This window comes from Mesorhizobium sp. WSM4313, from assembly GCF_002294725.1.
Classification (GTDB): Bacteria; Pseudomonadota; Alphaproteobacteria; order Rhizobiales; family Rhizobiaceae; genus Mesorhizobium.
The window spans coordinates 60,093-86,510 of record NZ_NSFT01000004.1 but is presented as its reverse complement, the minus strand read 5'-3'; the positions used below and the strand labels follow the sequence as shown (position 1 = coordinate 86,510).

Sequence of the window (26,418 nt, the reverse complement as noted above, 5' to 3'; positions counted from 1 at the left end):
CCGACGACAAAGAGCTACATAACCGACCACAAATTTAACAGATCAGAGGCGGACAAGCTCTTCAATAATTTCAGAGAGATTTCTTCTCGGGCGCCAGCCAAGGGTATCGGCGATCAATTTGCAGGATAGCACATTCGATCGAACATCCACATAACGAGATGGCCGGTATGAGGTATCTATCTTCCTCGAAGACACACGCTCAACAAGAGATATAACTTCATTTATACTTGTTCCAACGCCAGTACCAACGTTAAAAATCTTGTTGTGCGCAAGAGTATTATTCACACTCATGGTGATTGATTCAGCAAGGTCTTCGACGTGAAAATAATCTCTGACGACGGAGCCATCCCCCCAGATTTCCAGTTTGGATCCTGTCATTGCCGCATGCACCGCATTCTTAACAAATCCCACCCGTCCGACATCCTGATCTACGCCGACGGGATTACCGGGACGTAGGATCGTCCATGGGATATCCAATTCGTTCAGCGCCGTTTGCAACATGATCTCGACCATAAGCTTACCAGCACCATAGAAGCTTATCGGTTTGGTCGGATGATGCTCATCGATCATCGTTCCGGCTTGTTGCCCATAGACGGTTCCGCCAGACGACACGAAGACAACGTGCCTGATCGATGACGAGGGTACGACCTCAAGAAAGCGCGCATAAGGCAGCAGATTGTGCACGACCTCGGATTCAGCCCGATTGGCAAATGATCCTGGACTCGACTGGCTAACCAGCAATATGACTGTCGACACGCCCGCCAGATGGTCGCGGTAGGACACGGGATTTTCAAACTCGACAGGTATTGCGGATGCGTCTTCCAAATTTACCTTATGGCAGAATTTCTTATAAGTAACTTCGCTAGAATCGAGTAGTTTTACAAGGTGCCTGCCGATAAAGCCAGTACTCCCGAATATTGCAATAGTCATGAGTTCGGAGACCCCGCCAGAGTAATACTCCTCCCTAAAACATCGAGCTTAGTTACATACGCCTTCATATCAAAACGCTGATTGGCGACCCGTTCCATCGCCGCTTTTTTCCTGTCCATCCACAATTGGTCAGATGCCATTCTGATGAAAACATCCGCGGCGGCCGATGCGTCCAGGTAGGGCACCACGAGTTGCTTTGCGTCCGCATCGTTCGACATGATCTCAGCCATGCCGCTACCGTTCTCAAAGCAAACTAGAGGTAAACCGCGAGAAACGGCTTCAATGCTGACGTTAGGTAGCGGATCGAGTCGCGAACTTAAAAAAAACGCGTCGGCACTTGCATATGCCCAGTCGAGATCAGGAACCGCCTCAAGAAATTCGACAATTTCGGTCACGCCGGAGCGAGCTACCTGCTCGTTTAAAAATTCCTTCAACTCGTACCCACTGCCATGCACACTGCCGATCCAAACGAATCTCAGTTTGATCTTGGGGGCCTTTCTCTTCGCGGTCGCGGCCGCAGATACAAACAAATCCACTCCTTTTCGCCATTCGAGTGTGCCTACACCGATTACGACAAAATCGGCACCACTACGAAATTCTGCTAGGGCACTCACGCCCCTTTTAGGGGCGTGCTTGGTGTGCGGCACTTCCGATCTCCCTTGTGCTATGATGTGCGACGGCCGCATCTTGAGTGACGGGAATTTTTCAAAAGAGGACCGGCGTACGACCTCTGCTGGGAAAACAAGCTCGGACAAATTTTGCATCGTTTTGGCGATCTCCCGCATGTGGATGGCGAAGGTCGCGAACTCGTGCACCAACCCTATTACAGGAACTCCAAGCTTAAAAAACTCGTTTGCAAGAGGAAAAGTTATTATACTATTGGCCAAAATGTAATCTGGCCTAAACCGCGAAAGAGCTGATTTCGCAATAGATTGAAACTGCGCCTCGTCGTTGTGACTTATGCCATCAAAAGAGATAACAATATCGAATTCATCGGTGAATTTATCAGCTAGATCCCCGGACGAAAGTGATACAACGACTATATTGTAATCAAAATTCCTCTTGAGGTAACGACCGATGTTCCAGCCGAGTATCGGAGCACCGGTTCTGGACAATTCGTGCACCAGAAGCAGAATCGTACGCTTTGTCTGATCAAGAGCGACTTCAGCGGTCTCAAATTCCTCCGTTTGTGGCCGGCCTAGTCGTCCTTCCTGGACGCCATGAGTAACAAAATGTGACAACAGGTTGCGCCCACTCGACGCGACATCTGGATAGCGGCTGCCGTAAAAGCTCGGGTCGAACTTTTTGGAGGGCCTGAGCCCCAATTTTTCGCCAACTGATACATAGTGAGTAATAAGGTCTCCTGGTGGCCCTCTTTCACCAAGTTGAGCAAGATAGTACCCGTCGTCGAAAATCCCGCTTTGGCGAACGATCCTTGTGTGTTTCCACAAAGAAATTCGCTTTCGGAGAAGGTTCACGATTTCATTCACTGGTGCCCCCAATATCGGATGTTCGCTTCGCGAAGCACTACTCGACATTACACTTCGTCAACCTGGTAGAAGCCGCCGGACCACAGCTTCCGCCGACCTTTGCCATTCCGGTATCTCCCTGAATGTGGATGCGAACTTTTCGGTCAAAAGCCGCGAATTTTGCGGGCGCCGTGTCTTGGTCGGATAGTCGCTCGTCGCGATATCGCGCACTTTCGCGTGCGGGCCACCAAACGCCCGGCTTGTGTCGAGGATGTGACGGGCAAAGCCGCTCCAGTTGGTGTCGCCCTCGCCCGCCAGGTGATAGATGCCGAAGGCGGCGAAATTGCTGTCGTCGACCAGCTTCGGCGCCGCATGCAGGATCGCTTCGGCGATGTCGAGCGCCGATGTCGGATTGCCCCATTGGTCGGCGACGACCGATATCTCGTCGCGGTCTGCGGCCAGCCGCAGCATGGTCTTGACGAAGTTCCTGCCGAAGGGGCTGTAAACCCAAGCGGTGCGCAGGATAAGGTGGCGCGGGTTGGCCGCGGCGACCGCCTCTTCGCCGGCGAGCTTGGAGGCGCCGTAGACGCCGAGCGGGGCGGTCGGGTCGGTCTCGACATAGGCGCTGTCCTTGGCGCCGTCGAAGACATAGTCGGTCGACAGATGGATGACGGGGACGCCGAGCCTTGCCGCGGCTTGCGCCACTTTGCCGGCGCCGGTTGCGTTCACCGCGAAGGCCAGGTCCTTCTCGTCCTCGGCCTGGTCGACAGCGGTGTAGGCAGCGGCGGACACGATGAGGTCGGGCCTTGCCGCTTCAAGGGCCGCGAGCACCGTGTCGGGTCGCGCAAGGTCGAGCGCCGGGCGGCCGACGGCGACGACTTCGACATCGTCGCGGCCCCGCGCCGCCTCGACCAGGCTTGCGGCGACCTGGCCTTCGCGTCCGGTGACGGCAAGCCTCACGTCGTTACCTTCCTGCTCTCGGCCGCGTCCCCCGCCGGGCCGCTTTCGGTCTTTGCAGTGCCGATCGGGGCGTTGCCGATCAACGCATTCTCGGCTGGGGCGTTCTCGACCGGGCGCGCCGCAGCCCGGCCCAGCCGCGCGCCGTCGTAGCGCTGCTCGCGGATCGGCCCCCACCACCATTTGTTGTCGAGATACCAGTCGACGGTCCTCGCCAGGCCGCTGTCGAAATTCTCCTTGGGCGTCCAGCCTAGCTCGCGCGCGATCTTGGAGGCGTCGATCGCATAGCGGCGGTCGTGGCCGGGGCGGTCGGTGACGAAGGCGATCAGCTCGCGATGGCGCTTGCCGCCGGCGCGCGGGCGCCTGAGGTCGAGAAGATCGCAGATCGCCTCGACGACGCCGAGATTGGTGCGCTCGGAATTGCCGCCGACATTGTAGCTCTCGCCCGGCCGCCCCCTGGTCGCCACCAGCTCCAGGGCGCGCGCGTGGTCCTCGACGAACAGCCAGTCGCGCACATTGGCACCGGCGCCGTAGACGGGCAGCGGCTTCTCGTCGAGCGCGTTGAGGATGACCAGAGGGATCAGCTTTTCCGGGAAATGGTAGGGGCCGTAATTGTTCGAGCAGTTGGAAAGCACCACCGGCAGGCCGTAGGTCTCGTGCCAGGCCCGCACCAGATGGTCGGAGGCTGCCTTGGAGGCCGAATAGGGCGAGGACGGCGCATAGGGCGTTTCCTCCACGAACATGCCGCCGTCGAAAGGCAGGTCGCCGAACACCTCGTCGGTCGAGACATGGTGGAAGCGGAAGCCCGCCTTGCGCTCGTCGGACAGGCCGCGCCAGTATTCCAGCGCCGCATTCAGGATGCGGTAGGTGCCGACGATGTTGGTCTCGATAAAGGCGCCTGGACCGTCGATCGAGCGGTCGACATGGCTCTCGGCGGCGAGGTTCATGACGATGTCGATGTCGTCGCGGCGCAGGATCTCCAGCACCGCGCGCTCGTCGCAGATGTCGGCGTGCTCGAAGCGGTAATTACGCGCGTTCTCGATCGGCCTTAGCGAGGCGAGGTTGCCGGCATAGGTGAGCTTGTCGAGATTGGTGACGCGGTAGGCCGGATTGGCGCATAGATGCCGGCACACAGCCGAGCCGATGAAGCCGGCGCCGCCGGTGACCAGGAAATTCATGCCGCCGTCCCTCCTCACGCGAACACCTCCGCCGCGCCCAGCAGCGGCGCGTTGCGGTCCTTGTCCGAAAGCTGGAAGCCGCCCGCGATGTCCGGCCATGCGATGCCGATCGCCGGGTCGTCGAAGCGGATCGAGCGGTCATGTTCGGGCGAGTAGGTGTCGGTCACCTTATAGAGCACCTCGGTATGCGGCACGAGCGTGACGAAGCCATGCGCGAAGCCTTTCGGCACCAGGACCTGGTTGCCCTTGTCGGCCGATATCTCCAGCGCTTCCCATTTGCCGAAAGTGGGCGAAGAACGGCGGATGTCGACCGCGACATCGAGCACGCTGCCGCGGATGACGCGCAGCAGCTTGGCTTGCGCGCGCGGCGGCAGCTGGTAATGCAGGCCGCGCAGCACGCCGGCCGCGGCGGAATAGGAGTGATTGTCCTGCACGAAAACGAGATCGATGCCGGCTTCGGCGAAGCGCTCGGCATTCCAGGTCTCGCTGAAAAAGCCGCGCGCATCGCCATGCCGCTTCGGCACGATCTCCAGCACGCCGTCGAGGCCGAGCCGCCTGACCTCAAGCACCGCGCTCCTCCATCAGATCGGCCACCCGCCGGCGCAGATAGGCGGCATATTCGTTCTTGCCGAGCCGCGCGGCGCGATCCAGCACCTTGTCGGCGCTGATCCAACGCTGCTCCAGCGCAATCTCCTCCGGACACGCGATCTTGATGCCCTGGCGATGCTCGATCGTGCGCACGAAAGACGATGCCTCGAGCAGGCTGTCATGCGTGCCGGTGTCCAGCCAGGCATAGCCGCGGCCGAGGCGGTGGACATGCAACTCGCCACGCTCGAGATAGACATTGTTGACCGCGGTGATCTCGAGCTCGCCGCGCGCCGAAGGGCGGATCGTCGAGGCGATATCGACTACCTTGTTGTCGTAGAAATAAAGACCGGTGACGGCCCAGTTGGACTTCGGCTTTTGCGGCTTCTCCTCGATCGTCAGAGCCTTGCCGGTGGCCTTGTCGAAGGAGACCACGCCATAGCGCTCGGGATCGTCGACATAATAGGCGAAGACCGATGCGCCGCCATCGCGCGTCGCCGCCTCGCGGCAGAGCTGCGACAGGCCGCCGCCGAAATAGATGTTGTCGCCGAGAATCATCGACACGCTGTCCTTGCCGATGAAGTCGCGGCCGATGATGAAGGCCTCGGCGAGGCCGTTGGGCTGCGCCTGCACGGCATAGGACAATTCCAGCCCGAATTCGGAACCGTCGCCCAGCAACGCCTGGAAGACCGGCAAGTCGCGCGGAGTTGAAATGACCAGAATCTGGCGAATTCCCGCGAGCATCAGCACGCTCAGCGGGTAATAGATCATCGGCTTGTCGTAGATCGGCAGTATTTGCTTAGAAACCGCTAATGTTAGCGGATAAAGACGTGTTCCGCTGCCACCCGCAAGGATAATTCCTTTCAACAAGCTCTCCTTGAACTACCGCGGCCCCCGCCTCGACGCCAAGTTGCCCGTGCTTAGTTTTCGGGCGCTGGCTTGTCAATGTCGGCTTTGACTGCTTCCCGACGTTACTTCATCGCTTTCTATCATCTGACAGGAGGCGGTTTCGAGCGAAATCCGACAGCGCCATGAAAAAGGGCCGGCGGGCGCTTGTCGCCCGCCGGCCCTTTTCTCGTCGATTGTTCTCAGCCGCGCTTGAGCAATGTCCACACGGCCGGCACCAGGCTGGCGGCCAAAGCCACCTTGATCAGGTCGCCGACGATGAAAGGCAGGACGCCGAACTGCCAGGACTTTTCCGGCCCGATCAGCGTGGCCAGCCAGGCAAAGCCCATGGCCATCATGACGACCTCCGCCGTCAGCATGGCGCCGAACAGCTTGAACGGGTCGCGGTCCCAGCCGCGGTCGGCGGCCCAGCCGGCGATCGTCGCCATGACCACGAAGCCGGCGAGATAGCCGCCCGTCGAGCCCAGCATATAGACAATGCCGATGCCTTTTTCCGGCGTGCCCTGGAAGACCGGCAGACCAAAAGCGCCCTCGGCGAGGTAGAGAAGGAGCGTCGCGACGGCAAGGCGCAGGCCGAATGCCGAGGCGATCAACAGCACGGCCAGCGTCTGCAGCGAGATGTCGACCGGGCCGAGCACCACTTTGGTCTTGGCCGAAAGCGTCAGCAGCAGGGTTCCGGCGAGCGCCAGGAAGAGCTGGGTCGCCAGCCGGGCAACACCCCGATCCGGCAGGGTGAGAGAAACAAGCGGGCGCATCGTGGTTGCAGTTGCCATGGTCTTCCCCATTCTGGCTGATTTGCCGGGTGGCTGATTAGCTGGCTCTTAAAGCGCATCGCGCAGAAACGCATTCAGGCGACGCGCTTTAAAAATTGTCTTGATGCATGTCGTTCTCCCAAAAACCGCTGCGCAGTTTTGGGCGACATCCATTGATTTTCCTATATTGGCTTCCGTATCGGACGGCAATCACTTTGCCGCATCGCAACGGAGCCCGCAGGCATGGCCCTTGAATTCGACACCAGCTTCGATCCCGCCTACGGCCGGGCGGTTCCGGTTGCGCCGGATGTGCTGCGCATCACCGCAAGAAATCCGGGTCCTTTCACCTTCCACGGCACCAACAGCTATCTCGTCGGCAGCGACACGCTGGCGGTGATCGATCCGGGGCCGGAAGACGACGCCCATCTCGAAACACTGCTCAAGGCGATCGGCGGCCGACCGGTCAGCCACATCTTCGTCAGCCACACCCATCGCGACCATTCGCCTTTGGCGGCGCGACTGAAGGAGCGCACCGGCGCGGCAACGCTTGCCGAAGGCCCGCATCGGCCGGCGCGCCCCTTGCGCATCGGCGAGGTCAATCCGCTCGACGCCAGCGCCGATCTCGCCTTCGTTCCCGATGTCGTGCTGGCCGACAATGCGCTGACTGAGGGCAACGGCTGGGCCATCCGAACCGTGCTGACGCCCGGCCACACCGCCAACCACGCCGTGTTTGCCCTCGAGGGAACCGGAACGCTGTTTTCAGCCGACCATGTCATGGCCTGGTCGACCTCGATCGTCGCGCCGCCGGACGGCGCCATGGTCGACTATATGAGCTCCCTCGACAAGCTTTTGACGCGCGACGATCGCTTGCTTTTGCCTGGCCACGGCGGACCTGTGGCCGCGCCCCAAAGCTTCATGCGCGGCCTGAAGACGCATCGCAAGATGCGCGAAAGGGCGATCCTGGAGCGCATCCGCGCCGGAGACCGGACGATCGCGGAAATGGTCGCGGCGATCTATTGCGACACCGACCCGCGGCTATACGGCGCCGCCGGTCTTTCGGTGCTTGCCCATCTCGAGGATCTGGTTGCACGCGGCCTCGTGGCCACAGAAGGCGATCCGGCGATCGACGGCATTTTCAGCCCCGCCGCGTGATCACTCAGCCGGCGCCGCGCCGACCTGCCCGGCGACTTGCTGGTCCAGCTCGCCAAGGAAATCGGTGATGCGGGCGGCGTTGTCGCCAAGGTCGTAGCGGCCGTAGCGCGAGGCCGAGCGCATGTCGACGATGAGCTGCTCGCCGTCGTCGGTGATGCGGATGGCGACGTCGGCCGGCAGTCCGAGCACGAAGCCCTTTGCCAGCGCGTTGATCGTCGCCTGGCTTTGCCCGTTGATGTCGGGATAAGGCGCCGTCAACTGCCAGTCGCGGCGGTCGAGCACGGTTTCGACAGCGTCGACGACGGTTTCGAAAGGCAGATTGTAGCTGCGCCCGCTGACCAGCGGATAGGCCTCGGCCTGCAGGGCCTGCTCGCCCGGGGTCGGCGGCGACAGCTCGTTCATGTCGGCGGTGCGGTCGCTGGTGTCCAACGCGGGCGGATCGTCGAGATCGGTCGAGATGTCGCGCAGCGGCGGATAGATCGTCGCCCAGTAGACGGCGACGCCGTAGGGTGCCAGCACCAGCAGCGCCAGCAGCGCGCCGATGGAGAGATCGCGGCCGCCGCGATCGCCGAAGCTCCAGACCCTGGCCAAGCCGAGACCGGCCAGCAACAGGGCAAGCGCAGCCAGCAGCGCCACGAGCGCCAGGACCCACAGGAAAGGCGGCGTCTCGACGAGACCCAGCCTGTAAGCGGCAACGGCGGTGAGCAAAAGGACCAGAGAGAATGCCCCGATCCGCCGCGACCAGCCGGCCGCCCTTGACGTCTGCCGTTCAGGAATAGATGCCATTCTCTGCCGTATCGCCCCAACCCGGCCGAGAGTTAGCGGTTTTTGGCGCCGGCTTGAAGCCGAAAGATCGAACATTTTTCGTCAATCCGTCGGCAGGCGGTAATCCTTGAACTGGGCACGCAAACTGGTCTTCTGGATCTTGCCGGTGGCGGTGTGCGGAATTTCGCCGACGAAGGCGACGTCGTCGGGCATCCACCACTTCGCCACCTTGCCGCTCATGAAGGCGAGGATGTCGGTCTTGGTCGGCTCCTTGCCGGGCTTGCGCACGACGACGAGCAAAGGCCGCTCGCCCCATTTGGAATGCGGGATGCCGATGGCCGCCGCCTCCGCCACGTCCGGATGGCCGACGGCAAGGTTCTCGAGATCGATGGTCGATATCCACTCGCCGCCGGACTTGATGACGTCCTTGGCGCGATCGGTGATCTGCATATAGCCGCTGGCGTCGATATGGGCGACGTCGCCGGTGTCGAACCAGCCGTCGGCGTCGAACTGCTCGGCGCCGGCGCCGGCATAATAGGCTCGGGCCACCGCGGGGCCGCGCACCTTGAGATGTCCGAAGGTCTTGCCGTCCCAGGGCAGCGCGTTGTTGTCGTCGTCCGTCACTTTCATCTCGACGCCGAAGGGGGGAAAACCCTGCTTGCCTTGGACATCGAGCCGCGCCTCGCCGGTCAGCGCCTCATATTGCGGCTTCAAGGTGCAGAGGGTGCCCAGCGGCGACATCTCGGTCATGCCCCAGGCATGCACCACCTGCACGCCGTAATTGTCCTGGAACTTGGCGGTTATGGCGCGCGGACAGGACGCCCCGCCGATGACGACCTTCTTCAGATAAGGCAGCTCCTTTCCCGTCTCCTCCAGATATTGCAGCAGCATCATCCAGACGGTGGGCACGGCGGCGCTGAACGTCACCTTTTCGGTGTCGAGCAGCTCATAGATCGAGGCGCCGTCCATCTTGCAGCCCGGCATCACCAGCTTGGCGCCGATCATCGGCCCGCTCTGGCCGAGCCCCCAGGCATTGGCGTGAAACATCGGCACGACCGGCAGGATCACGTCTCGGGTGGACATGCCCATGGCGTCGGGCATGGCGGCCATCATAGCGTGAAGGACATTGGAGCGGTGGCTGTAGAGAACGCCCTTCGGGTCGCCCGTCGTGCCCGACGTGTAGCACATGCCGGCGGCGGTATTCTCGTCGAACGTCTTCCAGGTGAAGGCGCCGTCGGCTTCGGCCAGCCATTCCTCGTAAGCGACGGCGTTCGGCAGCGACGTTTGCGGCATATGCGCCAGGTCGGTCAGCACGATAACCCGTCGCAGCGATCGGACCGCGCCGGCGATCTTTTCCAGGATCGGCACGAAGGTCAGGTCGACGAAGATCGCCTTGTCCTCGGCGTTGTTCATGATCCAGGCGATCTGCTCAGGAAAAAGCCTCGGGTTGAGCGTGTGATAGATCGCGCCGATGCCCATGATGCCGTACCAGGCCTCGATATGGCGGGCGGTGTTCCAGGCAAGGGTCGCGATGCGGTCGCCGAGCCTGAAGCCGTCACGCTCCAGCCGTTGCGCCACCTTGAGCGAACGGTGATGGATTTCGGCATAGCTGGTGCGCACGATCGGGCCTTCGATCGAACGCGACACGACCTCCCGGCTGCCGTGCTGGCGTTCCGCATGGTCGAGCAGCTTATGGCAAAGCAGCGGCCATTCCTGCATCAATCCAAGCATCAATTCCTCCCTTTGCGCATTCGCGTCATTTGTTTCACGCATTGTGAAACGAACCGGCGGTTTGTCCAGCCGCCATAAGTCGAAGCCAGTGGATGGATCGAAGGACCGGGAAAACCGCCATAATCCGGCCATCGTCGCCGTTAAGCTTCGTTAACGGGCTGGGTGAGATTGGCGAATGGAGAGATTCGCATGGACGCGCAGCTCGACGAAAAAGCCCTCGAAAGCACGCTTGCCGAAAGTCTGGACGATCTGACGCCGGACATCAAAACCGTTTCCGAAGATGAATTTGCCGAAGTCGTCGGCGGTGCGCTGGAGGCCGTCGGCGGAACGCTGCTGTTCAAGATGCGCGTTGAAAACGGCGCCGAGGGCGAGCATGTCGCCGCGGCCTGCATCGGCAACGCCGACAATCGTCAGTTCCTGCTGCTCACGCTGCCGACCACCGGCGGCGCGCTGAAGGTCGAGACGGCGGCGAGAAGCACCAATCCGGTCGCGGGCATTGCCGCCGCCTATGCCGGCCTCATGGACGCCTTCAAGACGGCCGCCTGACGACCGGAAGCAGACGTTCAATGAATGGTGATGACGCCAAGCGTGACGCGCGCTTGCGCGACCCGCCTGCCCGACACATGTAAGTCTCCCCTGAGAACGTTTCACCGTTTCGCGGAAACAACGAAACGCTCTCTCTTTGTTTGACGCAATTCCGGACGGAAAACCGCTTCGCACTTTTTCTAGAATTGCTCCAGGAGACCATTCATGGACAAGCTTGCCAATCCAGCCCCCGGCTTCCAGCGCAACCCGGACAAGGTGATCACCGTCGAACCTTATCGCGGCACCGTCACGGTCCGCGCCGGCGATAGGATCATCGCCACATCGACTGCGGCAAAGGTTCTCTCGGAGCCACCTTACCCGGCCGTCTTCTACATCCCGTTCGACGATATCGATTTCGGCAAGCTCACCCCGACCGACCATTCGACACATTGCCCATACAAGGGCGATGCCAGCTACTGGAGCGTCCAGCCGGCCGGCGAAGCCGGCGAGAACGCGATGTGGGCTTATGAGCATCCGTTCGACGAAATGGTCGAGATCCGCAATCACGGCGCGTTCTACACGAACAAGGTGACGGTCGAAGCCACGCCGGACTGAGCCGTAAAGGGAGGGGCGCTTAGGTCGATCTCGGAATGATGTGGCCGCCAAAATTCAGCGGTCGCCACCCTCGCACCACGCTCTCAATCGGTGGTGCCGTCATTGCCGACGCCCTCGGCATCGTCGAGGCGCACGAAGGTCATGCCCTTCTGCTTCAAGGCCAGCAAGCCCTGAACCACGCCCTCGCCGGCGGCATGGGTCGGCTGGTTGATGTGGGCGATGATGACATCGCCGTCCTTGGCGGCGCCGATGCGGCGCGCCGTTTCCTTCGCGCCGAGCAGCGAACCGCCGTCGCCATTGACCGAGAAGCCTGCGATCTTGAAGCCCAGCCTGCGGATCATGGCGATCGCCGAGGGACTGTATTCGGCGGTGGCGCCGCGAAACCATTTTGCCGCAGGGCCGCCCGCGCCGGCCAGGGCGGCGGCGCCGGATTCAACCTCGGCCTGCACGGCGTCCGGGCTGCCGGCGCTGCGGATGCCGAAGATCTTCCGCGGCGTATCGACCGCCGGAACGTGGCGGCCGCCGTGATTTTCCAGCTCGAACAGGTCGGGATGCGCCCGCATGATCTCGACGGCCTCGGCATTGCGCTTCAGCCAGATGCCGGTAACGAAGATCGTCGCCGGTATCCTGTTGTCGACAAGCGCCGAAAGTATCCTCGTGTCAGTCGTTCCGCCGCAGGCATCGAGCGTCAAGGCGACGCGACCGCCGCCTTCAACGCCCTGCGGCTTCAGATGCAGCGTCGGTTCGAGCAGCGTCGCGGCATTGCCCGCCGACGCCGCGAACAGCGCCATCGCGCAAAGGGAGTTTCGAAGCAGACCCATCATTCATTCCACATCGGCAGGCTCGGCATCATCCTTTGCGCCGCGCCAAAAACTTGTCTCTAGAAGACCGGCATCTAGGCGAAAATCGGGACGGCAAACAGCGTAAAAACAGCAATCGCGAAAATTTGCTTTCGCTTATACCGCTGCTTCCAGAGGCATCTCGGTTCGGGCCAGCAACCGGAGCGCTGCCTCGACGACCGCGTCGACCTCCAGACGCCAAACGCAGCATGCCTTGTTGGGGTCGGGCCGTTCGCACAGGTCGCCACCGACGCAGTCACAAGGCATGGACGGGCATACCGCGACGCTCGGCGCGCCGACTGGCCCCCAGTGGATCGGGCTCTGCAGGCCGAACAGGCCGACGACGGGAGTGCCGACTGCGGCAGCCATGTGCATGGGGCCGCTGTCGTTGCCGAGAAACAGCCGCGCCTGCTTGAACAGCGCCGGCAACGTTTCGAGCGGGAGCGCTCCGACCAGGTTGACGATCGGCGTCTTCGCAGTCGCCAGAATCTTCTCGGCCACCTCGTTCTCGTCCGGGCCGCCGACCAGGGCGATGTCGAGACCGGTTTCGGCCGCTATCCGATCGATTGCGGCGGCAAAGCGCTCGGGCTGCCAGCGGCGCCCAGGGAAGCTTGCTCCGGCGTGCACCGCGACAAAGGCGTTCGGCCGAAGGTGCAGCTTGTCCAGCAGTGCCAAGGCTTTCGTCGTCTCGAACGGCAGCGGCCGGAAGGCGGGAGCCCGCGCGCGCAAGTCCACGCCAAGTGCCTCCAGCGGCGAAAGATAACGATAGAGAAAGTGCTGCTCGCCATACCCGAACGGCTTGGCCTTCACATTGGCAGGTTGGCGCGCAAACCAACCCAGGGGCCTTTCGGACGGGTGATATCCCACGCGAACCCGTGCGCCGACCAGCCCCAAGATGAACCGCGACGTCTTGGTGTCGGTGATGTCGATGGCCATGTCGAAATGGTAGCGGCGCAACCTAAAGAGCGTGAGAACAAGTTCCTGCAGGCGTAGCAGCGGCGTGCCGCGCATATGGGAACGGCGGAAGGTCACAACCTCCGAGGCGATGCCGTTGGCGGTGAGGAGACCGCCGAACCGGGCGTCGCAGAGGAAGACGATGCGTGCGTCGGGATATTCGAGCTGCAGGTTCTTCGCCAGCGCGGAGGCAAGAACGAGATCGCCAATGTGCTTCGTCTGCAAGATCAGGATCGAGCGGACCGCGGAGATAGCCCGCGACATCAGTGTCTGAGCTCCGGACAGACCGGAGTTCGCGAAGCTGGATTGAGATGTCGACATGTGGAACCATCACGCGCATTTTCACGTGATCTTATACAAGACGACACGGTCGCGGACCATCGGACTCTCGCGCGCGGATAGAGCGTTTCACCGTTTCTCGGAAACCGCGGAGAATGCGCTATTTCGTCGTCTTTGACGCAATTCCGGACGGAAGGCTAAGGCGAAGTCCCAGGACCTGACCGTTTCACACTTTTTCCTGGCTTGCGCAAAGCGGGGGACGCGGCCGGCGGGCGGTCCGCAATTCCAGCAAATGTCAGACCGCGGCTTCCAGGACCATCTCGGTGCGCGCCAGGAGTTCCAGCGCCGCGTCCACCACCGGATCGACTTCCAGGCGCCAGACGCAGCATGCCTTGCTCGGGTCGGTCCGGCGGCACAGGTCGCCCCCGATGCAGTCGCAAGGCATCGATGGCCGCAACGAAATGCTGGGCACGCCGACCGGCGCCCAAAGGACCGGGTTGGTCAGGCCGAACAGGCCGACGACCGGCGTTCCGGCCGCTGCTGCCATATGCATCGGTCCGCTTTCGTTGCCGAGAAACAGCCGCGCCTCCCTGAGCAGCGCCAGCAGCATTTCCAGCCGCAGCGTGCCCGCCAGGTTGACGACGGGCGTCTTCGCCGCGGCCATGATCCTGTCGGTCGCCTCAACCTCGTCCGGACCGCCGACCAGGACCACGCGCAGGCCGGTTTCGCGGACGATTCTGTCGATTGTCTCGGCAAAGCGTTCCGGCTGCCACCGCCGCCCCGCGAAGCTTGCTCCGGCATGGACCGCAACAAAAGCGTTTGGCTGGATCTGGTGCCTGGCGAGCAAGGCCAGGACGCGCGTCGTCTCGAAGGGCAGCGGCCGGATGGCCGGCGCCCTGACGCGCAGATCGATGCCCAGCGCCTCCAGCGGAGACAAATAACGGTAGAGATAGTGCTTCTTGCCGAATCCGAACGGCTTCATCCTGACATTGGCGGGTTGACGCTCGTGCCAGCGCAAAGGCCGCTCGGTCGGAAAATAGCCGACCCTGACCGGAGCGTTGACCAGTCCGGAAATGATCCGCGAGGTCTTGGAATCTGTGATGTCGACGGTCATATCGAAGCGGTGCCGCCGCAATGTGCGCACCATGCGGAAGAGCTCGCGCCCTCGTTCGAGCGGCGAGCCACGCATCTTGGCACGGCTGAAGGGGACGACCTCGGAAGCTATGCCATGGGCAGTCAGGAAGCCGGCGAAATGCGCTTCGCAGAGAAACACGATCCTGACGCCCGGATATTGAAGCTGCAGGTTCTTCGCCAAGGCCGAGGCAAGCACGATGTCGCCGATGAACTTGGTCTGCAGGATCAGGATCGACCGGTAAACGGATGGGGAAATCTGCAACATGGGTTTTCCGACACCAACAAATTCGGTGCCGGAAAGTCGCTTGAAACGATGTCGAGATTCAGGGCCGTCACGCGCACGTTCGCGTGACATTGCATACAAAACCGTAAGGTGTCGGGACGTCAGACGCGTTTTGCCGCGCCCTTCGCCGCCGCCACTGCCGCCTGCGCGGCGGCCAGCCTGGCGATCGGCACGCGGTAGGGCGAGCACGACACATAATCGAGGCCGACCTCCTCGCAGAAACGGATCGAGGCCGGATCGCCGCCATGCTCGCCGCAGATGCCGAGCTTGATGCCCGGCCGCGTCGCCTTGCCCTTTTCGGCCGCGATCCGCACCAGCTCGCCGACGCCGTCAATGTCGAGCGACACGAACGGATCCTGTTCGATGATGCCCTTCTGCCGGTAGGTTTCCAGGAAGGACGCCGCATCGTCGCGCGAGATGCCGAACGTGGTCTGCGTCAGATCGTTGGTTCCGAATGAGAAGAATTCGGCCGCTTCGGCAATGACATGCGCCCGGATCGCCGCACGCGGTAGTTCGATCATCGTGCCGGTCAGATAGTCGATCTTTGTGCCAGTCTCCTGCATGACGCTTTGCGCGACCGCATCGATGCGCGCCTTGACGTATTGCAGCTCCTTCACCAGGCCGACCAGCGGTACCATGATCTCCGGCACGACCAGCGCGCCGGCCTTGTGGCCGGCCTCGACCGCCGCCTCGAAGATGGCGCGCGCCTGCATCTCGGCGATCTCGGGATAGGAGACGGCGAGCCGGCAGCCGCGATGGCCGAGCATCGGGTTGAATTCGTGCAGCGCCTCCGTGCGCTGCCTCAGCTTGTCGGCCGACACGTTCATTGCAGAGGCGACCTCGGCGAGCTCGGCCTCGGTCTTCGGCAGGAATTCGTGCAGCGGCGGGTCGAGCAGGCGGATCGTCACCGGCAGGCCGGCCATGATCTCGAACAGCTCGAGAAAGTCCGAGCGCTGCATGGGCAAGAGCTTGTCCAGGGCCGCACGCCTGTCCTTCTCGGTGTCGGCCAAGATCATCTCGCGCATGGCGACGATACGGTCGCCATCGAAGAACATGTGCTCGGTGCGGCAAAGCCCGATGCCTTCGGCGCCGAAAGAGCGCGCCATGCGGGCATCGAGCGGCGTTTCGGCGTTGGTGCGCACCTTCATGCGGCGCGCGGCGTCGGCCCATTCCATGATAGCGGCGAAATCGCCCGACAGCTCCGGCTGCAGCATGGCGACCGCCCCTTTGAGCACCTGGCCGTTGCCGCCATCGATGGTGATGATGTCGCCTTTGCGGAAAGTCTGGCCCATCGAGAGCAGCGTGCCGGCCTTGTAGTCGACACGCAGCGAGCCGGCGCCGGACACGCAGGGCTTGCCCATGCCGCGTGCCACCACCGCGGCGTGGCTGGTCATGCCGCCGCGCGTGGTGAGGATGCCTTCGGCGGCATGCATGCCGTGGATGTCCTCCGGGCTGGTTTCGATGCGCACCAGGATTACCTTGCGGCCTTGCGCCCTGGCGTCCTCGGCATCGCTGGAGGAAAAAACGATCTCGCCGGTGGCGGCGCCGGGCGACGCCGGCAGGCCCGTGCCTATGACATCGCGCGCGGCATTCGGGTCGATGGTCGGATGGAGCAGTTGATCGAGCGAGGCCGGATCGATGCGGGCGACCGCCTCCTCCCTGGTGATCAGCCCATCCTTCGCCATCTCGACAGCAATCTTCAGCGCAGCCTTGGCGGTGCGCTTGCCGGAGCGGGTCTGCAACATCCACAATTTGCCGCGCTCGATGGTGAATTCGAGATCCTGCATGTCGCGGTAGTGCTTTTCCAGCCGGTCGGAGATGTCGACGAAAGCCTGGAAGGCGTCAGGCATAAGCTTCTGCAGCGACGGCTTGTCGGAGCCGGCGGCGATGCGCGCCGCCTCGGTGATGTTCTGTGGCGTGCGGATGCCGGCCACCACATCCTCGCCTTGGGCATTGACCAGGAATTCGCCGTAGAGCTGCCTCTCGCCGGTCGAGGGATTGCGCGTGAAGGCGACGCCGGTCGCGGACGTGTCGCCCATATTGCCGAACACCATGGCCTGGACGTTGACCGCCGTGCCCCAGCTTTCCGGGATGTCGTGCAGGCGCCGGTAGGTGATGGCGCGGTTGTTCATCCAGCTCGAGAACACGGCGCCGATCGCCCCCCAGAGCTGCTCCTGCGGATCTTGCGGGAACGGCTTGCCGAGCTCTTCCTCGACCTTGGCCTTGTAGAGCGAAATCACGCCTTGCCATTCCTGGGCCGTCAGGCCGGTGTCGAGCTCATGGCCGAGGCTCGCCTTCTGGTCCTCGAGGATCTCCTCGAACACTTCGTGGTCCAGGCCCATGACCACGTCGGAATACATCTGGATGAAGCGGCGGTAGCTGTCATAGGCGAAACGCGCATCGCCGGAATCGGCGGCCAAAGCCTCGACCGTCTCGTCGTTGAGGCCGAGATTGAGCACCGTATCCATCATGCCGGGCATCGAGGCGCGAGCACCGGAGCGCACGGAGACCAGAAGCAGCTTCGACGGGTCGCCGAAGCGGCGGCCGGTAATCCGGCCGATATGGTCGAGAGCGGAGACGACATCCGTCTCGAGCCCGCCGGGATAGGTACGGCCGTTGGCGTAATAGGCGTTGCAGACCTCCGTGGTGATGGTGAAACCGGGCGGCACCGGCAGCCCGAGGCTGCACATCTCGGCCAGATTGGCACCCTTGCCGCCGAGAAGGTTGCGGTCGCCGGCACGGCCCTCGGCGGCGCCGTCGCCGAAGGTGTAAACCCACTTGGTCATGCTTGCCCTCCAGTTCGTGGGAGATAGAAACATCCGGATGATGGCCGTTTCCCGCCTTCCCCGCTCCGAGCGATAGGATGCTGCACTGCGAAAGGCAAGGCACCGGCAAGCAACCACTGCGGCTACAATCGATTAAGCAAAAGCTGCGTCAAAAAGACTTGCTGGAGGGAAACGACCGATATAGAACATAACAGGAACGCAGTGGAGTAGCGTGATGAAACTCAATGGAAAACTCGACTATCTTGAACTGCCTGCGACGGGCGGCACGCTGGACAGCGTCAAATCTTTCTACAGCGCCGCCTTTTCATGGTCGTTCACCGACTACGGCCCGACCTATTCCGCCTTTGCCGAAGGCCTCGACGGCGGCTTCCAGGCGGATGCCGGCGAGGCGCCGGCCAAGCCGCTTCCGGTGCTTTATTCCGAGAGCCTCGAGGAAACGCTGGATGCGGTGGAGAGCGCCGGCGGCACCATCGTCAAGCCGATTTTCGCCTTTCCCGGCGGCAGGCGATTCCATTTCACCGATCCGGCCGGCAACGAACTGGCCGTTTGGGGACATTAGAGCGCTTCACCGTTTTACTGAAGCGGTAAACCGCTCTAACTCTTTGATTTTACGCAATTCCGGACGGAAAACCGTTCACACTTTTCCTGAATTGCTCCAGGAAAGACGCGGATTTCGAGTTGTTTTTGCTGTTGACAGCCGGAGGGCAGCCGGGCTCATTCCATTGAGCGGCGGCAATCTTCCAACAGCAAAGCAGACTGATGAAATTCGGCTCAAGCGGGGTTCGGGGTTTGGCTTCCGAATTGGTTGGAAGGCCAAGCGGACTTTATACCGAGGGTTTCGCCCGGCGCTTGCGGTCGACCGGATTTCAGCAAGGCAAGGTCTTCGTCGGGCGCGATTTGCGCGACAGCAGTCCAACGATTGCCGAAGACTGCATGGCGGCATTGGCCGCGGCCGGCTTCCAGCCGGTCGATTGCGGTCCCATCCCCACGCCCGCGCTCGCCTTTTATGCCCGCCTGGACGGCGCCGCGGCGCTTATGGTGACCGGGTCGCATATTCCCGCCGACCGCAACGGCATCAAGTTCTATGGGCCGAGGGGCGAGATCGACAAGGCGGACGAGGCCGCCATCACCCGTCACGTCGCGGAACTGTCGGATCGATATCCCTGGCCTCCGGCCCATGCGAACCGGCAAGCCGGCCATGAACAGGCGCTCGCGGCCTTTCGAGATCGTGTCGATGGCATTCTGCCTCCTGGCGCCCTTTCCGGAATGAGGCTCGGCGTCTATCAGCACAGCACGGTTGCGGCGGAGCTGCTGGTCGAGGTCCTGCGGTCCTACGGCGCCGAGGTGATCCCCGTCGGGAAAACGGAAACCTTCGTGCCCGTCGACACGGAGGCCGTCGACCAGGAAACGATGGCGAGGGTGAAAGGCTGGGTGCGCGAATTCGAATTCGACGCAGTGCTCTCGGCCGACGCCGATGCCGATCGTCCGCTTGTCATCGACGACAGTGGCGAGCTGTTCCGCGGCGACCTGATCGGGCTGGCCACGGCGCTGTTCCTCAAGGCCGACATTGTAGTGACGCCGATCACCTCCAATTCAGGCATCTCCGAGGCTGTCGGATTCGGCGTCAGGAGAACGAAGGTCGGATCCCCTTTCGTCATAGAGGAAATGGACGCCGCGCGGCAGGCAGGCGGCATTATCGTCGGCTTCGAAGCCAATGGCGGGGTTCTTCTGGGGTCGGACTGCGTGGTGAACGGCAAGGTCTTGTCGGCGCTGCCGACACGGGATTCATTTTTGCCGATCCTGGCGGTGCTGGGCACGATGGCATCGTCCGGAAAATCGCTTTCCGGCCTGCGCGAAACCTGGAGCCTTCCGGTCTGCGCCAGCGAACGGCTTGAGAACTTCCCTGTCGAGAAATCGCGCGGCTTGATGCGAAAGCTCGCCGACCGCGATGCTTTGCAACGCTTCCTTGCCCCCTTCGGCAGCGTCTTGGACGTCGATGAGACCGACGGTCTCAGGGCACGGATGACCAGTGGCGAGATCATCCATCTGCGGCCTTCCGGCAACGCTCCCGAATTTCGGTGCTATGCCGAGGCCGCCAGCCATGACAGGGCGAGCGAGATTGTGGCAATGGTGCTCGAACGAGCGCGCGACACCACACTGGCAGATGAATCAGAAGCCGTATAACGAAGATGGAGCCGACGATCGCCGCAGGCTTGGGGCGCGGCCCGCTCTACAATAACGGGGACACGTGCCCCACCTCTCGCCCGAACCCTGAGAGCATCGATGACAAGAACGGCGTTGATAACCGGCATTACGGGGCAGGATGGCGCCTATCTGGCCCAGCTCCTGCTTTCGAAGGGTTACCGAGTCCACGGGCTGGCGCGGCGGTCGAGCACAGCCGACGTCAACACCATGCGCCTGAAATGGCTGGGGATCGAAAACGATGTGCGGATCGTGGACGGCAACCTGACGGACCTGTCGGGTCTTAGCCGAACCATGCGCGACGTAAGGCCGGACGAGATCTACAACCTGGCCGCACAGTCTTTCGTCAGATCCTCGTGGCAGCAGCCGATCCTGACAGGCAACGTCACCGGTATCGGCGTCACCAATGTTCTCGAGGCGCTGCGTCTCGAGAACCCCGAGGCGCGTTTCTACCAGGCGTCGTCGTCGGAGATGTACGGCCTTATCCAGGAGCCGGTGCAGTCGGAGACCACGCCTTTCCATCCCCGCTCTCCCTATGCGGTGGCGAAGGTCTATGGTCACTGGATCACCGTCAATTATCGCGAGAGCTTCGGCCTGCACGCTTCGAGCGGCATCCTGTTCAATCACGAATCGCCGCTTCGCGGCATCGAATTCGTGACACGCAAAGTCACGGACGCCGTCGCGCGCATCAAGAAGGGCCTGGCAAGGGAACTGCGCCTGGGCAACATCGACGCCAAACGCGACTGGGGCCACTCCAGGGACTATGTCCGCGCCATGTGGCTGATGCTGCAGCAGGATCAGCCAGACGACTATGTGGTCGCCACCGGCAGGACGACGACGGTGCGCGATATGTGCAGGATCGCGTTCGAGCATGTCGGGCTGGAGATGGATGACCATCTTGTCATCGATCCCGACCTGTTCAGGCCGGCGGAAGTCGAAATCCTTCGCGGCAATCCGGCCAAGGCAAAGGCGAAGCTCGGATGGGAAGCGACGATCTCCCTGGAGGATATGATCCGCGAAATGGTGGACGCCGATCTGGCGCGCCACTCGGCTGCCAGGAATTGAAAGGAAGCTCTTGCATCCACGGGTTGATGACTTGACGCACAGTCTTCCGCCACGCATCCGCATGCGGACAATTCGTCGTGGTCCGTGAGGCCGGCATGCGCGTTTTGATAACCGGCGCCAACGGTTTCGTCGGGCCCTATGTGGGCGACGCGCTGCGCAGGATTTGCGGCCGCGAAATTGCCATTGCCGCGACCTCCAAGGATGGTGGTCCGCATCCTGCTTTCGGCCAGGTCGAAGAACTGGACGTGACCGATCCGGCCGCCGTCCATGATTCCATTGCCCGTCACCAGCCCACCCATGTCATTCACATGGCGGCGGTCGCGGCCTTGGGTGCCGCCCAGGCCGATCCCCGCAACACATGGCGCATTCATGTGGACGGCGCGCTCAACGTGGCTCATGCCATCCTCGACAAGGCACCGGACTGCTGGCTGGTTCATGTCGGATCGGGCCTGGTCTATGGCGAAAGCGCCAAGACCGGACGCCCGCTCGACGAAGGCACGCTGCTTGCTCCGATCGACGACTACGCCGTGACCAAGGCCGCGGCCGACCTCGCGCTCGGCGCGCTTTCGCGCCAGGGATTGAAGTGTGTTCGAATGCGCCCCTTCAACCATACGGGCCCGGGCCAGACCGAGGCATTTGCCGTGCCGGCCTTCGCCATGCAGATCGCCCGGATCGAAGTGGGCCTGGCTCCGCCGGTGATCCGCGTCGGCAACCTCGATGCGAGGCGCGATTTCCTGGATGCGCGCGACATCGCCAACGCCTATGCGCGCGCGGTTCTGAAGAGCCGCGATCTTGCGCCGAACGCCATTTTCAACCTCGCGTCCGGCCTCTCCTGGCGGATGGGAGACATCCTCGATCGGCTGCTGGCCCGCAGCAGCGTCAAGATCGTCACGGAGCAGGATCCGCTGCGGCTGCGGCCAAGCGATCTGCCATGCATCGTCGGCGATGCCACCCGTGCCCGGACCCTGCTCGGCTGGGCGCCCGAGCATTCTTTCGAGGATACGCTTGCGGCCGTGCTGGAGGATTGCCGCGCGCGCGTGGCCCAGGCCTAGGCAAGGATGCATCGCCTGCTTCCCTAAACGCGGAGCTGAGCCGCTCCCGCGCCCGCACCGCCCGAAGCTGGCGCGCGGCGTGTGCGGCTTACGATCCACCGCCGGGCGATCGGCGACGAACTGGCCGGAAATGGCGGCCCCGCGTCACTGCCGATTTTAGTTGATCTCCCGGCATTGAGCTTTGCGTCGCCTCGTCCTATAAGGCCGCGCGCAGCGCGGCATGCCCGCCTGCTGGGGCGTCGCCAAGTGGTAAGGCATCGGTTTTTGGTACCGACATTCCCAGGTTCGAATCCTGGCGCCCCAGCCAACCTCCACATCAACGCCAAGCTCGAACGGACGATCGGCCAAGGCGTTTGAAGCATCGCGTGGTTTGACCGGAAAGCCGGTCGGACATCAGGCGCCTTGAATGGCGATTGCGGTGGTGAGCAAGATCAGGCTCAGCATCGCCAGTGTCGCGCGGATAACGTGCGATAGTTCCCAGCGGTTGCGCAGCGCCGTCCACTCCTGCGCTGGTGGGAGCGGAGCTTCGTCGCTGCCTTCAGTCGCGAAGAAGCGCTTGGCCGGCGCGTTCAATTCCACGTCTTGCAGCCAGTGCTTGTTGACCGGCTGGGTTGTGAACCAGAAGACAAACTGCATGGCGAGGAGCGCGATCAAGGCGCCGGCGATCAGCCAGACATGGAGCGCACCGCTCGACGTCAGCATCAGCGCAAAAGTCGCGAGGATCCCACCGATCTCCGCGATGCCGCCTCCAATCGTGAAACCCGGGTAGTAGATGCGTTGGACAACGAAATACTCTTGCCTGCCGAGTCGCAACTTGCCCGGCAGCTCCAGCGCGTGGGCGAGTGCCATGGCCATCGCACCGGCCACAAGGACGACGGTCAGGACCTCCAGAAAGACATACATCGGATCGGCCTCTCACTCCAGCTCGAGCGCTTGTGCGGGAGCAACCTCGTCAAGACCGAACGTGATCCTGCCTACCGGGTTCCCATCGGCGTACGCTCCAATTCGGCTGGGCGGCGCGCTGTATGGGCCGTGAGCTGGGCGAAACACCGCGATCGTTTCGACGCCAACCATCGGCCTAAACCTTTTCCGCCGACAGGCGTTGTTCGTTCCAGACGGACCGACAAACACCGTTCGGAGAGGTTTCAACCGATGTATTTCATGGCACTGGCCACCGATTATGATGGCACGCTGGCGCATGATGGCCTTGTCGCGGCCAGCACGATCTTGACACTGGAGAAGCTGAAGAAGTCCGGGCGCAAGCTGATCCTGGTCACAGGGCGGGAACTGCCCGATCTCAAGGAGGTGTTTCCCGAACTTTCCCTGTTCGACAAGGTGGTCGCCGAAAACGGCGCGCTGGTCTACACGCCGGCCAGCGAGGAAGAGCGCACGATCGCCCCCTCGCCTTCCGCGGATCTTGTCGACAGGCTCAAAAAGCGCGGCGTGAAGCCGCTGTCCGTCGGCCGCTCGATCGTCGCCACCTGGGAGCCGCACCAAGCCACCGTGCTCGACGTCATCAAGCAGCTTGGGCTGGAGCTGGAGATCATCTTCAACAAGGGCGCGGTTATGATCCTGCCTTCCGGCATCAACAAGGCGACCGGGTTGGCGGCAGCGCTCGACGACCTGAAGCTGTCGCCGCACAATGTCGTGGCCGTCGGCGACGCCGAAAACGACCACGCCTTCCTCAGGGCTTCGGGCTGCAGCGTCGCGGTGGCCAATGCGCTGCCCGCCGTCAAGGAAACCGCCGACCTCGTCACCAAGGAAACGCGCGGCAAGGGCGTCGAGGAGCTGATCCGCAGGCTGGTCAAGCACGATCATCTGCTGGCTAAAAAACGCTTGCGCGGCGTGCTGCTCGGGACCTCACGCGGCAAGGACATCTACTTGTCGCCGATGGAAACGGTGCTGATCGCCGGCAGCTCGGGCATAGGCAAATCGACCTTGGCCACGGCGCTCACCGAGCGGCTGGTCGAAAAGGGTCTGCAATTCTGCATTTTCGACCCCGAGGGCGACTATGACGGACTGAAAGGCGCGGTGCCGCTCGGCAACGGCTCGACCGCGCCGAACAAGGAACAGTTGCTGGAATTGATCGAGAAACCGCAGACCAATATCGTGGTCAACGGCCTGGCGCTGAAGGTCGATGAGAGGCCCGATTTCTTCGCTGAATTGCTGCCGGGCCTCGGCAATGTCCGCTATCGCACGGCAAGGCCGCACTGGCTGATCATCGACGAGGCGCATCATTTGATGCCCAAGCGACGCGGGGATACGCGATCCGTGCTTTCGATCGAGCTGCCCGGCACGGTGCTGATCACTGTCCATCCGGAAGCGATCTCGACCGATGCTCTCGGCCTGGTGACGGCGGTGATTGCGCTTGGGCCCAAGGCGAAGGGCGTGATCAAGACCTTCTGCAAGGAGACGGGGCTCCAGGCTCCAAAAAGCATTCCGTTGCCCAAGGGCAACCGGGTGCTGTTCTGGCGGCCGCACGACGGCAAGAAGCCGTTCACGGTAAAGGCAATCGAGCCCGATCAGTCGCTGAAGCGCCACAGCCGCAAATATGCCGAGGGCGAGCTCGACGAGGCAGGCAGCTTCTACTTCACCGGTCCGAGGAAGGCGATGAACCTCAGGGCCCACAATCTCATCATCTTCGCGCAGATGGCGGAAGGCATCGACGACAAGACATGGGAATACCATCTGCGCGCCGGCGACTATTCCAAATGGTTCCGCCAACAGATCAGGGACAAGGACCTCGCCCGAGAAACGGCTGAGGCGGAGAAGAACAAGGCATTATCGGCCGACGAGAGCCGCAAGCTGGTGATCGACGCCGTGCGGAGGCGCTACACGGCGCCTGCTACGGCTGCGGAGACGTAGAGCAGGTCGCTCTTGCTCTCGACGAGGAATTCCTGACGAATGCCATCGTTGCTCTCACGCCAGCGCGCAATTTGTTCTTGTTTTGTTCATAGAATTCAGCTAGCTTTCTTAGCAATCACAAAGGTGGGGGATGTTGATGGCGCAGATACTCGAATCATCGGTAAGGCGCTAGTGCTTTGGCATGAGCTTGCTCGATGCCCACAAGGACGTCCTCTCCGCACTGGAGTGGAAAAGCTATTCGGTAAGGCGCTCTGATAAAGAGCCCTTACGCGCATTCGTGCTAAGAGCATTAGAGATGAGAGACTGCTCTATCGTGCATGCGAGCGACGCGAGCCGAGCCCCCTTCTACATCGTTTTCGACACGCCAGCCGGCGAGCGACATGGCATCCTCGTATATGTTTTTTTTGCAAATGCGAAACTTATTACAAATCGGCCTGCCGACGAGCATCGATTTCAGGTCAAGTACGGCGGAAATCTCAAAGGCGTGCTTGAAGTTGCGATCGATTCCAGCAGACTTGTCACAACATTGTTCGTCGGCATTGACCTGAAGGAAGAGCTTTTTGTAGCCGCCGATCCGGTGATGAACACCCCAGCGCCGATGTCGCGCTCGATCGAGTTCAAGCATGAGCATGTGGAGTTAATTCGGCTGCAGGGCTGGGCTGTTTGGGAGCGCGATAGGCGACCTGGAAAGTCAAAGGATCGCCCCACAGCCGAACTTGAGGATTACGGAACTGAGGTTCTGGTTGGAGGCAAGCAAGATCGGCTGCTTGACTTGGTTGCTTTGGAGCGGATTGCTTATCGGCTAGACCCAGGCGAGCGCCACCTAATAGCGGACAAGCTCAAGGCACTTAGACCGGCTAAGGCTGTTTCACACCCCATCCTCGAAGAATTTGGGATCGCGTCAGACGCCCTCTTTGACCTTATTGAGGGCGCTAGCCGTCTGAAAATGGCGGTCCGCGGATGGGTCGCTGAGGAGCACCTTGCAGCTACCCTCGGTAAGCTCAAGGGTGTTTCCGAATGTATTCGCCTTGAAGCTGACGGCCAGCCGGACATTTCACTCAGATGGAAGGGTGGCGCGCCGATCTTGATCGAATGTAAGAACACACTTCGCTCGACCTATTCAGATGGTCAGCCGAAGGTCGACTTTCAGAAGACCCGCGCCTCGAAAGGTGATCCATGCTCTCGTTACTATCGGCCTGAGGACTTTCCGGTCCTGGCAGCATGCCTTCACGCGGTGACGGAGAATTGGGAATTCCGTTTCGCGCTCACGACAGATCTGGAGGCGCACAAAACCTGTGTCGGTCGAATAGCAAACATGATCGGGGTAGCAGAGCCGATCTTCTCAGCCAGCGCCGAGAAAGTTTTCGAATTGCACTATGCGAGAACTGCGTGAG

Annotated in this window: 23 protein-coding genes and 1 tRNA gene; 10 read left to right on the top strand and 14 right to left on the bottom strand. The window is 61.9% G+C overall.

Annotated elements, in window-relative coordinates:
* Nucleotides 1-42 precede the first annotated feature (42 nt).
* From CK219_RS11035 to CK219_RS11005, 7 genes are all read right to left on the bottom strand, one after another.
* Nucleotides 43-930 (bottom strand): NAD-dependent epimerase/dehydratase family protein, encoded by an 888-nt coding sequence (locus tag CK219_RS11035; protein WP_095766808.1) that lies wholly within the window; start codon nt 928-930, stop codon nt 43-45.
* Nucleotides 927-2,420 carry a glycosyltransferase family 4 protein gene (locus tag CK219_RS11030; RefSeq protein ID WP_176476984.1) on the bottom strand — a complete coding sequence of 498 codons (1,494 nt, stop codon included), beginning with the start codon at nt 2,418-2,420 and terminating at the stop codon, nt 927-929. Before CK219_RS11030 ends, CK219_RS11035 begins: the two co-directional genes overlap by 4 nt.
* Before the next feature lie 57 nt (nt 2,421-2,477).
* Nucleotides 2,478-3,359 (bottom strand): dTDP-4-dehydrorhamnose reductase, encoded by an 882-nt coding sequence (gene rfbD / locus CK219_RS11025; RefSeq protein ID WP_095766806.1) that lies wholly within the window; start codon nt 3,357-3,359, stop codon nt 2,478-2,480.
* Nucleotides 3,356-4,534 (bottom strand): dTDP-glucose 4,6-dehydratase, encoded by a 1,179-nt coding sequence (rfbB, locus tag CK219_RS11020; RefSeq protein WP_245340469.1) that lies wholly within the window; start codon nt 4,532-4,534, stop codon nt 3,356-3,358. Before rfbB ends, rfbD begins: the two co-directional genes overlap by 4 nt.
* A 14-nt stretch (nt 4,535-4,548) precedes the next feature.
* Nucleotides 4,549-5,103, bottom strand: a complete 555-nt coding sequence (gene rfbC, locus CK219_RS11015; RefSeq protein WP_095766805.1) for a dTDP-4-dehydrorhamnose 3,5-epimerase — start codon at nt 5,101-5,103, stop codon at nt 4,549-4,551.
* Entirely contained in the window at nt 5,096-5,986 is an 891-nt protein-coding gene (gene rfbA, locus CK219_RS11010) for a glucose-1-phosphate thymidylyltransferase RfbA (protein WP_095767160.1), read from the bottom strand. The genes rfbC and rfbA overlap by 8 nt, the downstream gene beginning before the upstream one ends.
* Nucleotides 5,987-6,207: 221 nt before the next feature.
* Nucleotides 6,208-6,798, bottom strand: a complete 591-nt coding sequence (locus CK219_RS11005; protein ID WP_095766804.1) for a biotin transporter BioY — start codon at nt 6,796-6,798, stop codon at nt 6,208-6,210.
* 222 nt (nt 6,799-7,020) lie between these two features.
* On the opposite strand from CK219_RS11005, the gene CK219_RS11000 reads away from it, so the two are divergent.
* Nucleotides 7,021-7,929, top strand: coding sequence for an MBL fold metallo-hydrolase (locus CK219_RS11000; protein ID WP_095766803.1), 909 nt, complete (start codon nt 7,021-7,023; stop codon nt 7,927-7,929).
* On the opposite strand, the gene CK219_RS10995 is transcribed toward CK219_RS11000, so the two are convergent.
* Nucleotides 7,930-8,715 carry a DUF1499 domain-containing protein gene (locus CK219_RS10995; protein WP_095766802.1) on the bottom strand — a complete coding sequence of 262 codons (786 nt, stop codon included), beginning with the start codon at nt 8,713-8,715 and terminating at the stop codon, nt 7,930-7,932.
* An 81-nt stretch (nt 8,716-8,796) separates the two neighbouring features.
* Nucleotides 8,797-10,425 carry a long-chain-fatty-acid--CoA ligase gene (locus tag CK219_RS10990; RefSeq protein ID WP_095767159.1) on the bottom strand — a complete coding sequence of 543 codons (1,629 nt, stop codon included), beginning with the start codon at nt 10,423-10,425 and terminating at the stop codon, nt 8,797-8,799.
* Between the two features lie 189 nt (nt 10,426-10,614).
* Here CK219_RS10990 and CK219_RS10985 point away from each other — a divergent pair, with 189 nt between their 5' ends.
* Together CK219_RS10985 and CK219_RS10980 are read left to right on the top strand one after the other, a co-directional pair.
* Nucleotides 10,615-10,971 carry a hypothetical protein gene (locus tag CK219_RS10985; RefSeq protein ID WP_095766801.1) on the top strand — a complete coding sequence of 119 codons (357 nt, stop codon included), beginning with the start codon at nt 10,615-10,617 and terminating at the stop codon, nt 10,969-10,971.
* Nucleotides 10,972-11,175: 204 nt separating this feature from the next.
* Nucleotides 11,176-11,565 (top strand): DUF427 domain-containing protein, encoded by a 390-nt coding sequence (locus CK219_RS10980; protein ID WP_095766800.1) that lies wholly within the window; start codon nt 11,176-11,178, stop codon nt 11,563-11,565.
* An 83-nt stretch (nt 11,566-11,648) separates the two neighbouring features.
* Here CK219_RS10980 and CK219_RS10975 read toward each other — a convergent pair whose 3' ends face one another.
* From CK219_RS10975 to ppdK, 4 genes are all read right to left on the bottom strand, one after another.
* On the bottom strand, nt 11,649-12,386 hold the full coding sequence (locus tag CK219_RS10975; RefSeq protein WP_095766799.1) for a polysaccharide deacetylase family protein: 738 nt from the start codon (nt 12,384-12,386) through the stop codon (nt 11,649-11,651).
* A gap of 135 nt (nt 12,387-12,521) precedes the next feature.
* Nucleotides 12,522-13,622 carry a glycosyltransferase family 9 protein gene (locus CK219_RS10970; RefSeq protein ID WP_095766798.1) on the bottom strand — a complete coding sequence of 367 codons (1,101 nt, stop codon included), beginning with the start codon at nt 13,620-13,622 and terminating at the stop codon, nt 12,522-12,524.
* A 310-nt stretch (nt 13,623-13,932) separates the two neighbouring features.
* Entirely contained in the window at nt 13,933-15,036 is a 1,104-nt protein-coding gene (locus CK219_RS10965; RefSeq protein ID WP_095766797.1) for a glycosyltransferase family 9 protein, read from the bottom strand.
* Between the two features lie 119 nt (nt 15,037-15,155).
* On the bottom strand, nt 15,156-17,840 hold the full coding sequence (gene ppdK / locus CK219_RS10960; RefSeq protein WP_095766796.1) for a pyruvate, phosphate dikinase: 2,685 nt from the start codon (nt 17,838-17,840) through the stop codon (nt 15,156-15,158).
* Nucleotides 17,841-18,054: 214 nt separating this feature from the next.
* Here ppdK and CK219_RS10955 point away from each other — a divergent pair, with 214 nt between their 5' ends.
* From CK219_RS10955 to CK219_RS10935, 5 genes are all read left to right on the top strand, one after another.
* The gene (locus CK219_RS10955) at nt 18,055-18,399 is read left to right on the top strand and encodes a VOC family protein (RefSeq protein WP_095766795.1); all 345 of its coding nucleotides are present in this window, start codon (nt 18,055-18,057) and stop codon (nt 18,397-18,399) included.
* A gap of 200 nt (nt 18,400-18,599) precedes the next feature.
* Nucleotides 18,600-20,024, top strand: a complete 1,425-nt coding sequence (locus CK219_RS10950; RefSeq protein ID WP_095766794.1) for a phosphomannomutase — start codon at nt 18,600-18,602, stop codon at nt 20,022-20,024.
* Nucleotides 20,025-20,123: 99 nt separating this feature from the next.
* On the top strand, nt 20,124-21,107 hold the full coding sequence (gmd, locus tag CK219_RS10945) for a GDP-mannose 4,6-dehydratase (protein ID WP_095766793.1): 984 nt from the start codon (nt 20,124-20,126) through the stop codon (nt 21,105-21,107).
* Nucleotides 21,108-21,202: 95 nt separating this feature from the next.
* On the top strand, nt 21,203-22,159 hold the full coding sequence (locus CK219_RS10940; RefSeq protein WP_095766792.1) for an NAD-dependent epimerase/dehydratase family protein: 957 nt from the start codon (nt 21,203-21,205) through the stop codon (nt 22,157-22,159).
* Nucleotides 22,160-22,391: 232 nt separating this feature from the next.
* A tRNA-Gln gene (locus CK219_RS10935) sits at nt 22,392-22,466 on the top strand.
* 86 nt (nt 22,467-22,552) lie between these two features.
* Here CK219_RS10935 and CK219_RS10930 read toward each other — a convergent pair.
* On the bottom strand, nt 22,553-23,062 hold the full coding sequence (locus CK219_RS10930; protein ID WP_095766791.1) for a DUF1772 domain-containing protein: 510 nt from the start codon (nt 23,060-23,062) through the stop codon (nt 22,553-22,555).
* Between the two features lie 249 nt (nt 23,063-23,311).
* Here CK219_RS10930 and CK219_RS10925 point away from each other — a divergent pair, with 249 nt between their 5' ends.
* Together CK219_RS10925 and CK219_RS10920 are read left to right on the top strand one after the other, a co-directional pair.
* On the top strand, nt 23,312-25,024 hold the full coding sequence (locus tag CK219_RS10925) for an HAD family hydrolase (protein WP_095766790.1): 1,713 nt from the start codon (nt 23,312-23,314) through the stop codon (nt 25,022-25,024).
* A 181-nt stretch (nt 25,025-25,205) separates the two neighbouring features.
* The gene (locus tag CK219_RS10920) at nt 25,206-26,417 is read left to right on the top strand and encodes a hypothetical protein (RefSeq protein WP_095766789.1); all 1,212 of its coding nucleotides are present in this window, start codon (nt 25,206-25,208) and stop codon (nt 26,415-26,417) included.
* Nucleotide 26,418 lies beyond the last annotated feature (1 nt).

What these genes read in the sequence shown, in the direction of transcription:
- CK219_RS11035 (WP_095766808.1), bottom strand. Translation starts at nt 930, where the DNA reads ATGACTATTGCAATATTCGGGAGTACTGGCTTTATCGGCAGGCACCTT.
- rfbB (WP_245340469.1), bottom strand. Translation starts at nt 4,534, where the DNA reads ATGAATTTCCTGGTCACCGGCGGCGCCGGCTTCATCGGCTCGGCTGTG.
- CK219_RS11005 (WP_095766804.1), bottom strand. Translation starts at nt 6,798, where the DNA reads ATGGCAACTGCAACCACGATGCGCCCGCTTGTTTCTCTCACCCTGCCG.
- CK219_RS11000 (WP_095766803.1), top strand. Translation starts at nt 7,021, where the DNA reads ATGGCCCTTGAATTCGACACCAGCTTCGATCCCGCCTACGGCCGGGCG.
- CK219_RS10995 (WP_095766802.1), bottom strand. Translation starts at nt 8,715, where the DNA reads ATGGCATCTATTCCTGAACGGCAGACGTCAAGGGCGGCCGGCTGGTCG.
- CK219_RS10990 (WP_095767159.1), bottom strand. Translation starts at nt 10,425, where the DNA reads ATGCTTGGATTGATGCAGGAATGGCCGCTGCTTTGCCATAAGCTGCTC.
- CK219_RS10985 (WP_095766801.1), top strand. Translation starts at nt 10,615, where the DNA reads ATGGACGCGCAGCTCGACGAAAAAGCCCTCGAAAGCACGCTTGCCGAA.
- CK219_RS10980 (WP_095766800.1), top strand. Translation starts at nt 11,176, where the DNA reads ATGGACAAGCTTGCCAATCCAGCCCCCGGCTTCCAGCGCAACCCGGAC.
- CK219_RS10975 (WP_095766799.1), bottom strand. Translation starts at nt 12,386, where the DNA reads ATGGGTCTGCTTCGAAACTCCCTTTGCGCGATGGCGCTGTTCGCGGCG.
- CK219_RS10970 (WP_095766798.1), bottom strand. Translation starts at nt 13,622, where the DNA reads ATGTCGCGGGCTATCTCCGCGGTCCGCTCGATCCTGATCTTGCAGACG.
- CK219_RS10965 (WP_095766797.1), bottom strand. Translation starts at nt 15,036, where the DNA reads ATGTTGCAGATTTCCCCATCCGTTTACCGGTCGATCCTGATCCTGCAG.
- ppdK (WP_095766796.1), bottom strand. Translation starts at nt 17,840, where the DNA reads ATGACCAAGTGGGTTTACACCTTCGGCGACGGCGCCGCCGAGGGCCGT.
- CK219_RS10955 (WP_095766795.1), top strand. Translation starts at nt 18,055, where the DNA reads ATGAAACTCAATGGAAAACTCGACTATCTTGAACTGCCTGCGACGGGC.
- CK219_RS10950 (WP_095766794.1), top strand. Translation starts at nt 18,600, where the DNA reads ATGAAATTCGGCTCAAGCGGGGTTCGGGGTTTGGCTTCCGAATTGGTT.
- gmd (WP_095766793.1), top strand. Translation starts at nt 20,124, where the DNA reads ATGACAAGAACGGCGTTGATAACCGGCATTACGGGGCAGGATGGCGCC.
- CK219_RS10940 (WP_095766792.1), top strand. Translation starts at nt 21,203, where the DNA reads ATGCGCGTTTTGATAACCGGCGCCAACGGTTTCGTCGGGCCCTATGTG.
- CK219_RS10930 (WP_095766791.1), bottom strand. Translation starts at nt 23,062, where the DNA reads ATGTATGTCTTTCTGGAGGTCCTGACCGTCGTCCTTGTGGCCGGTGCG.
- CK219_RS10925 (WP_095766790.1), top strand. Translation starts at nt 23,312, where the DNA reads ATGTATTTCATGGCACTGGCCACCGATTATGATGGCACGCTGGCGCAT.
- CK219_RS10920 (WP_095766789.1), top strand. Translation starts at nt 25,206, where the DNA reads ATGAGCTTGCTCGATGCCCACAAGGACGTCCTCTCCGCACTGGAGTGG.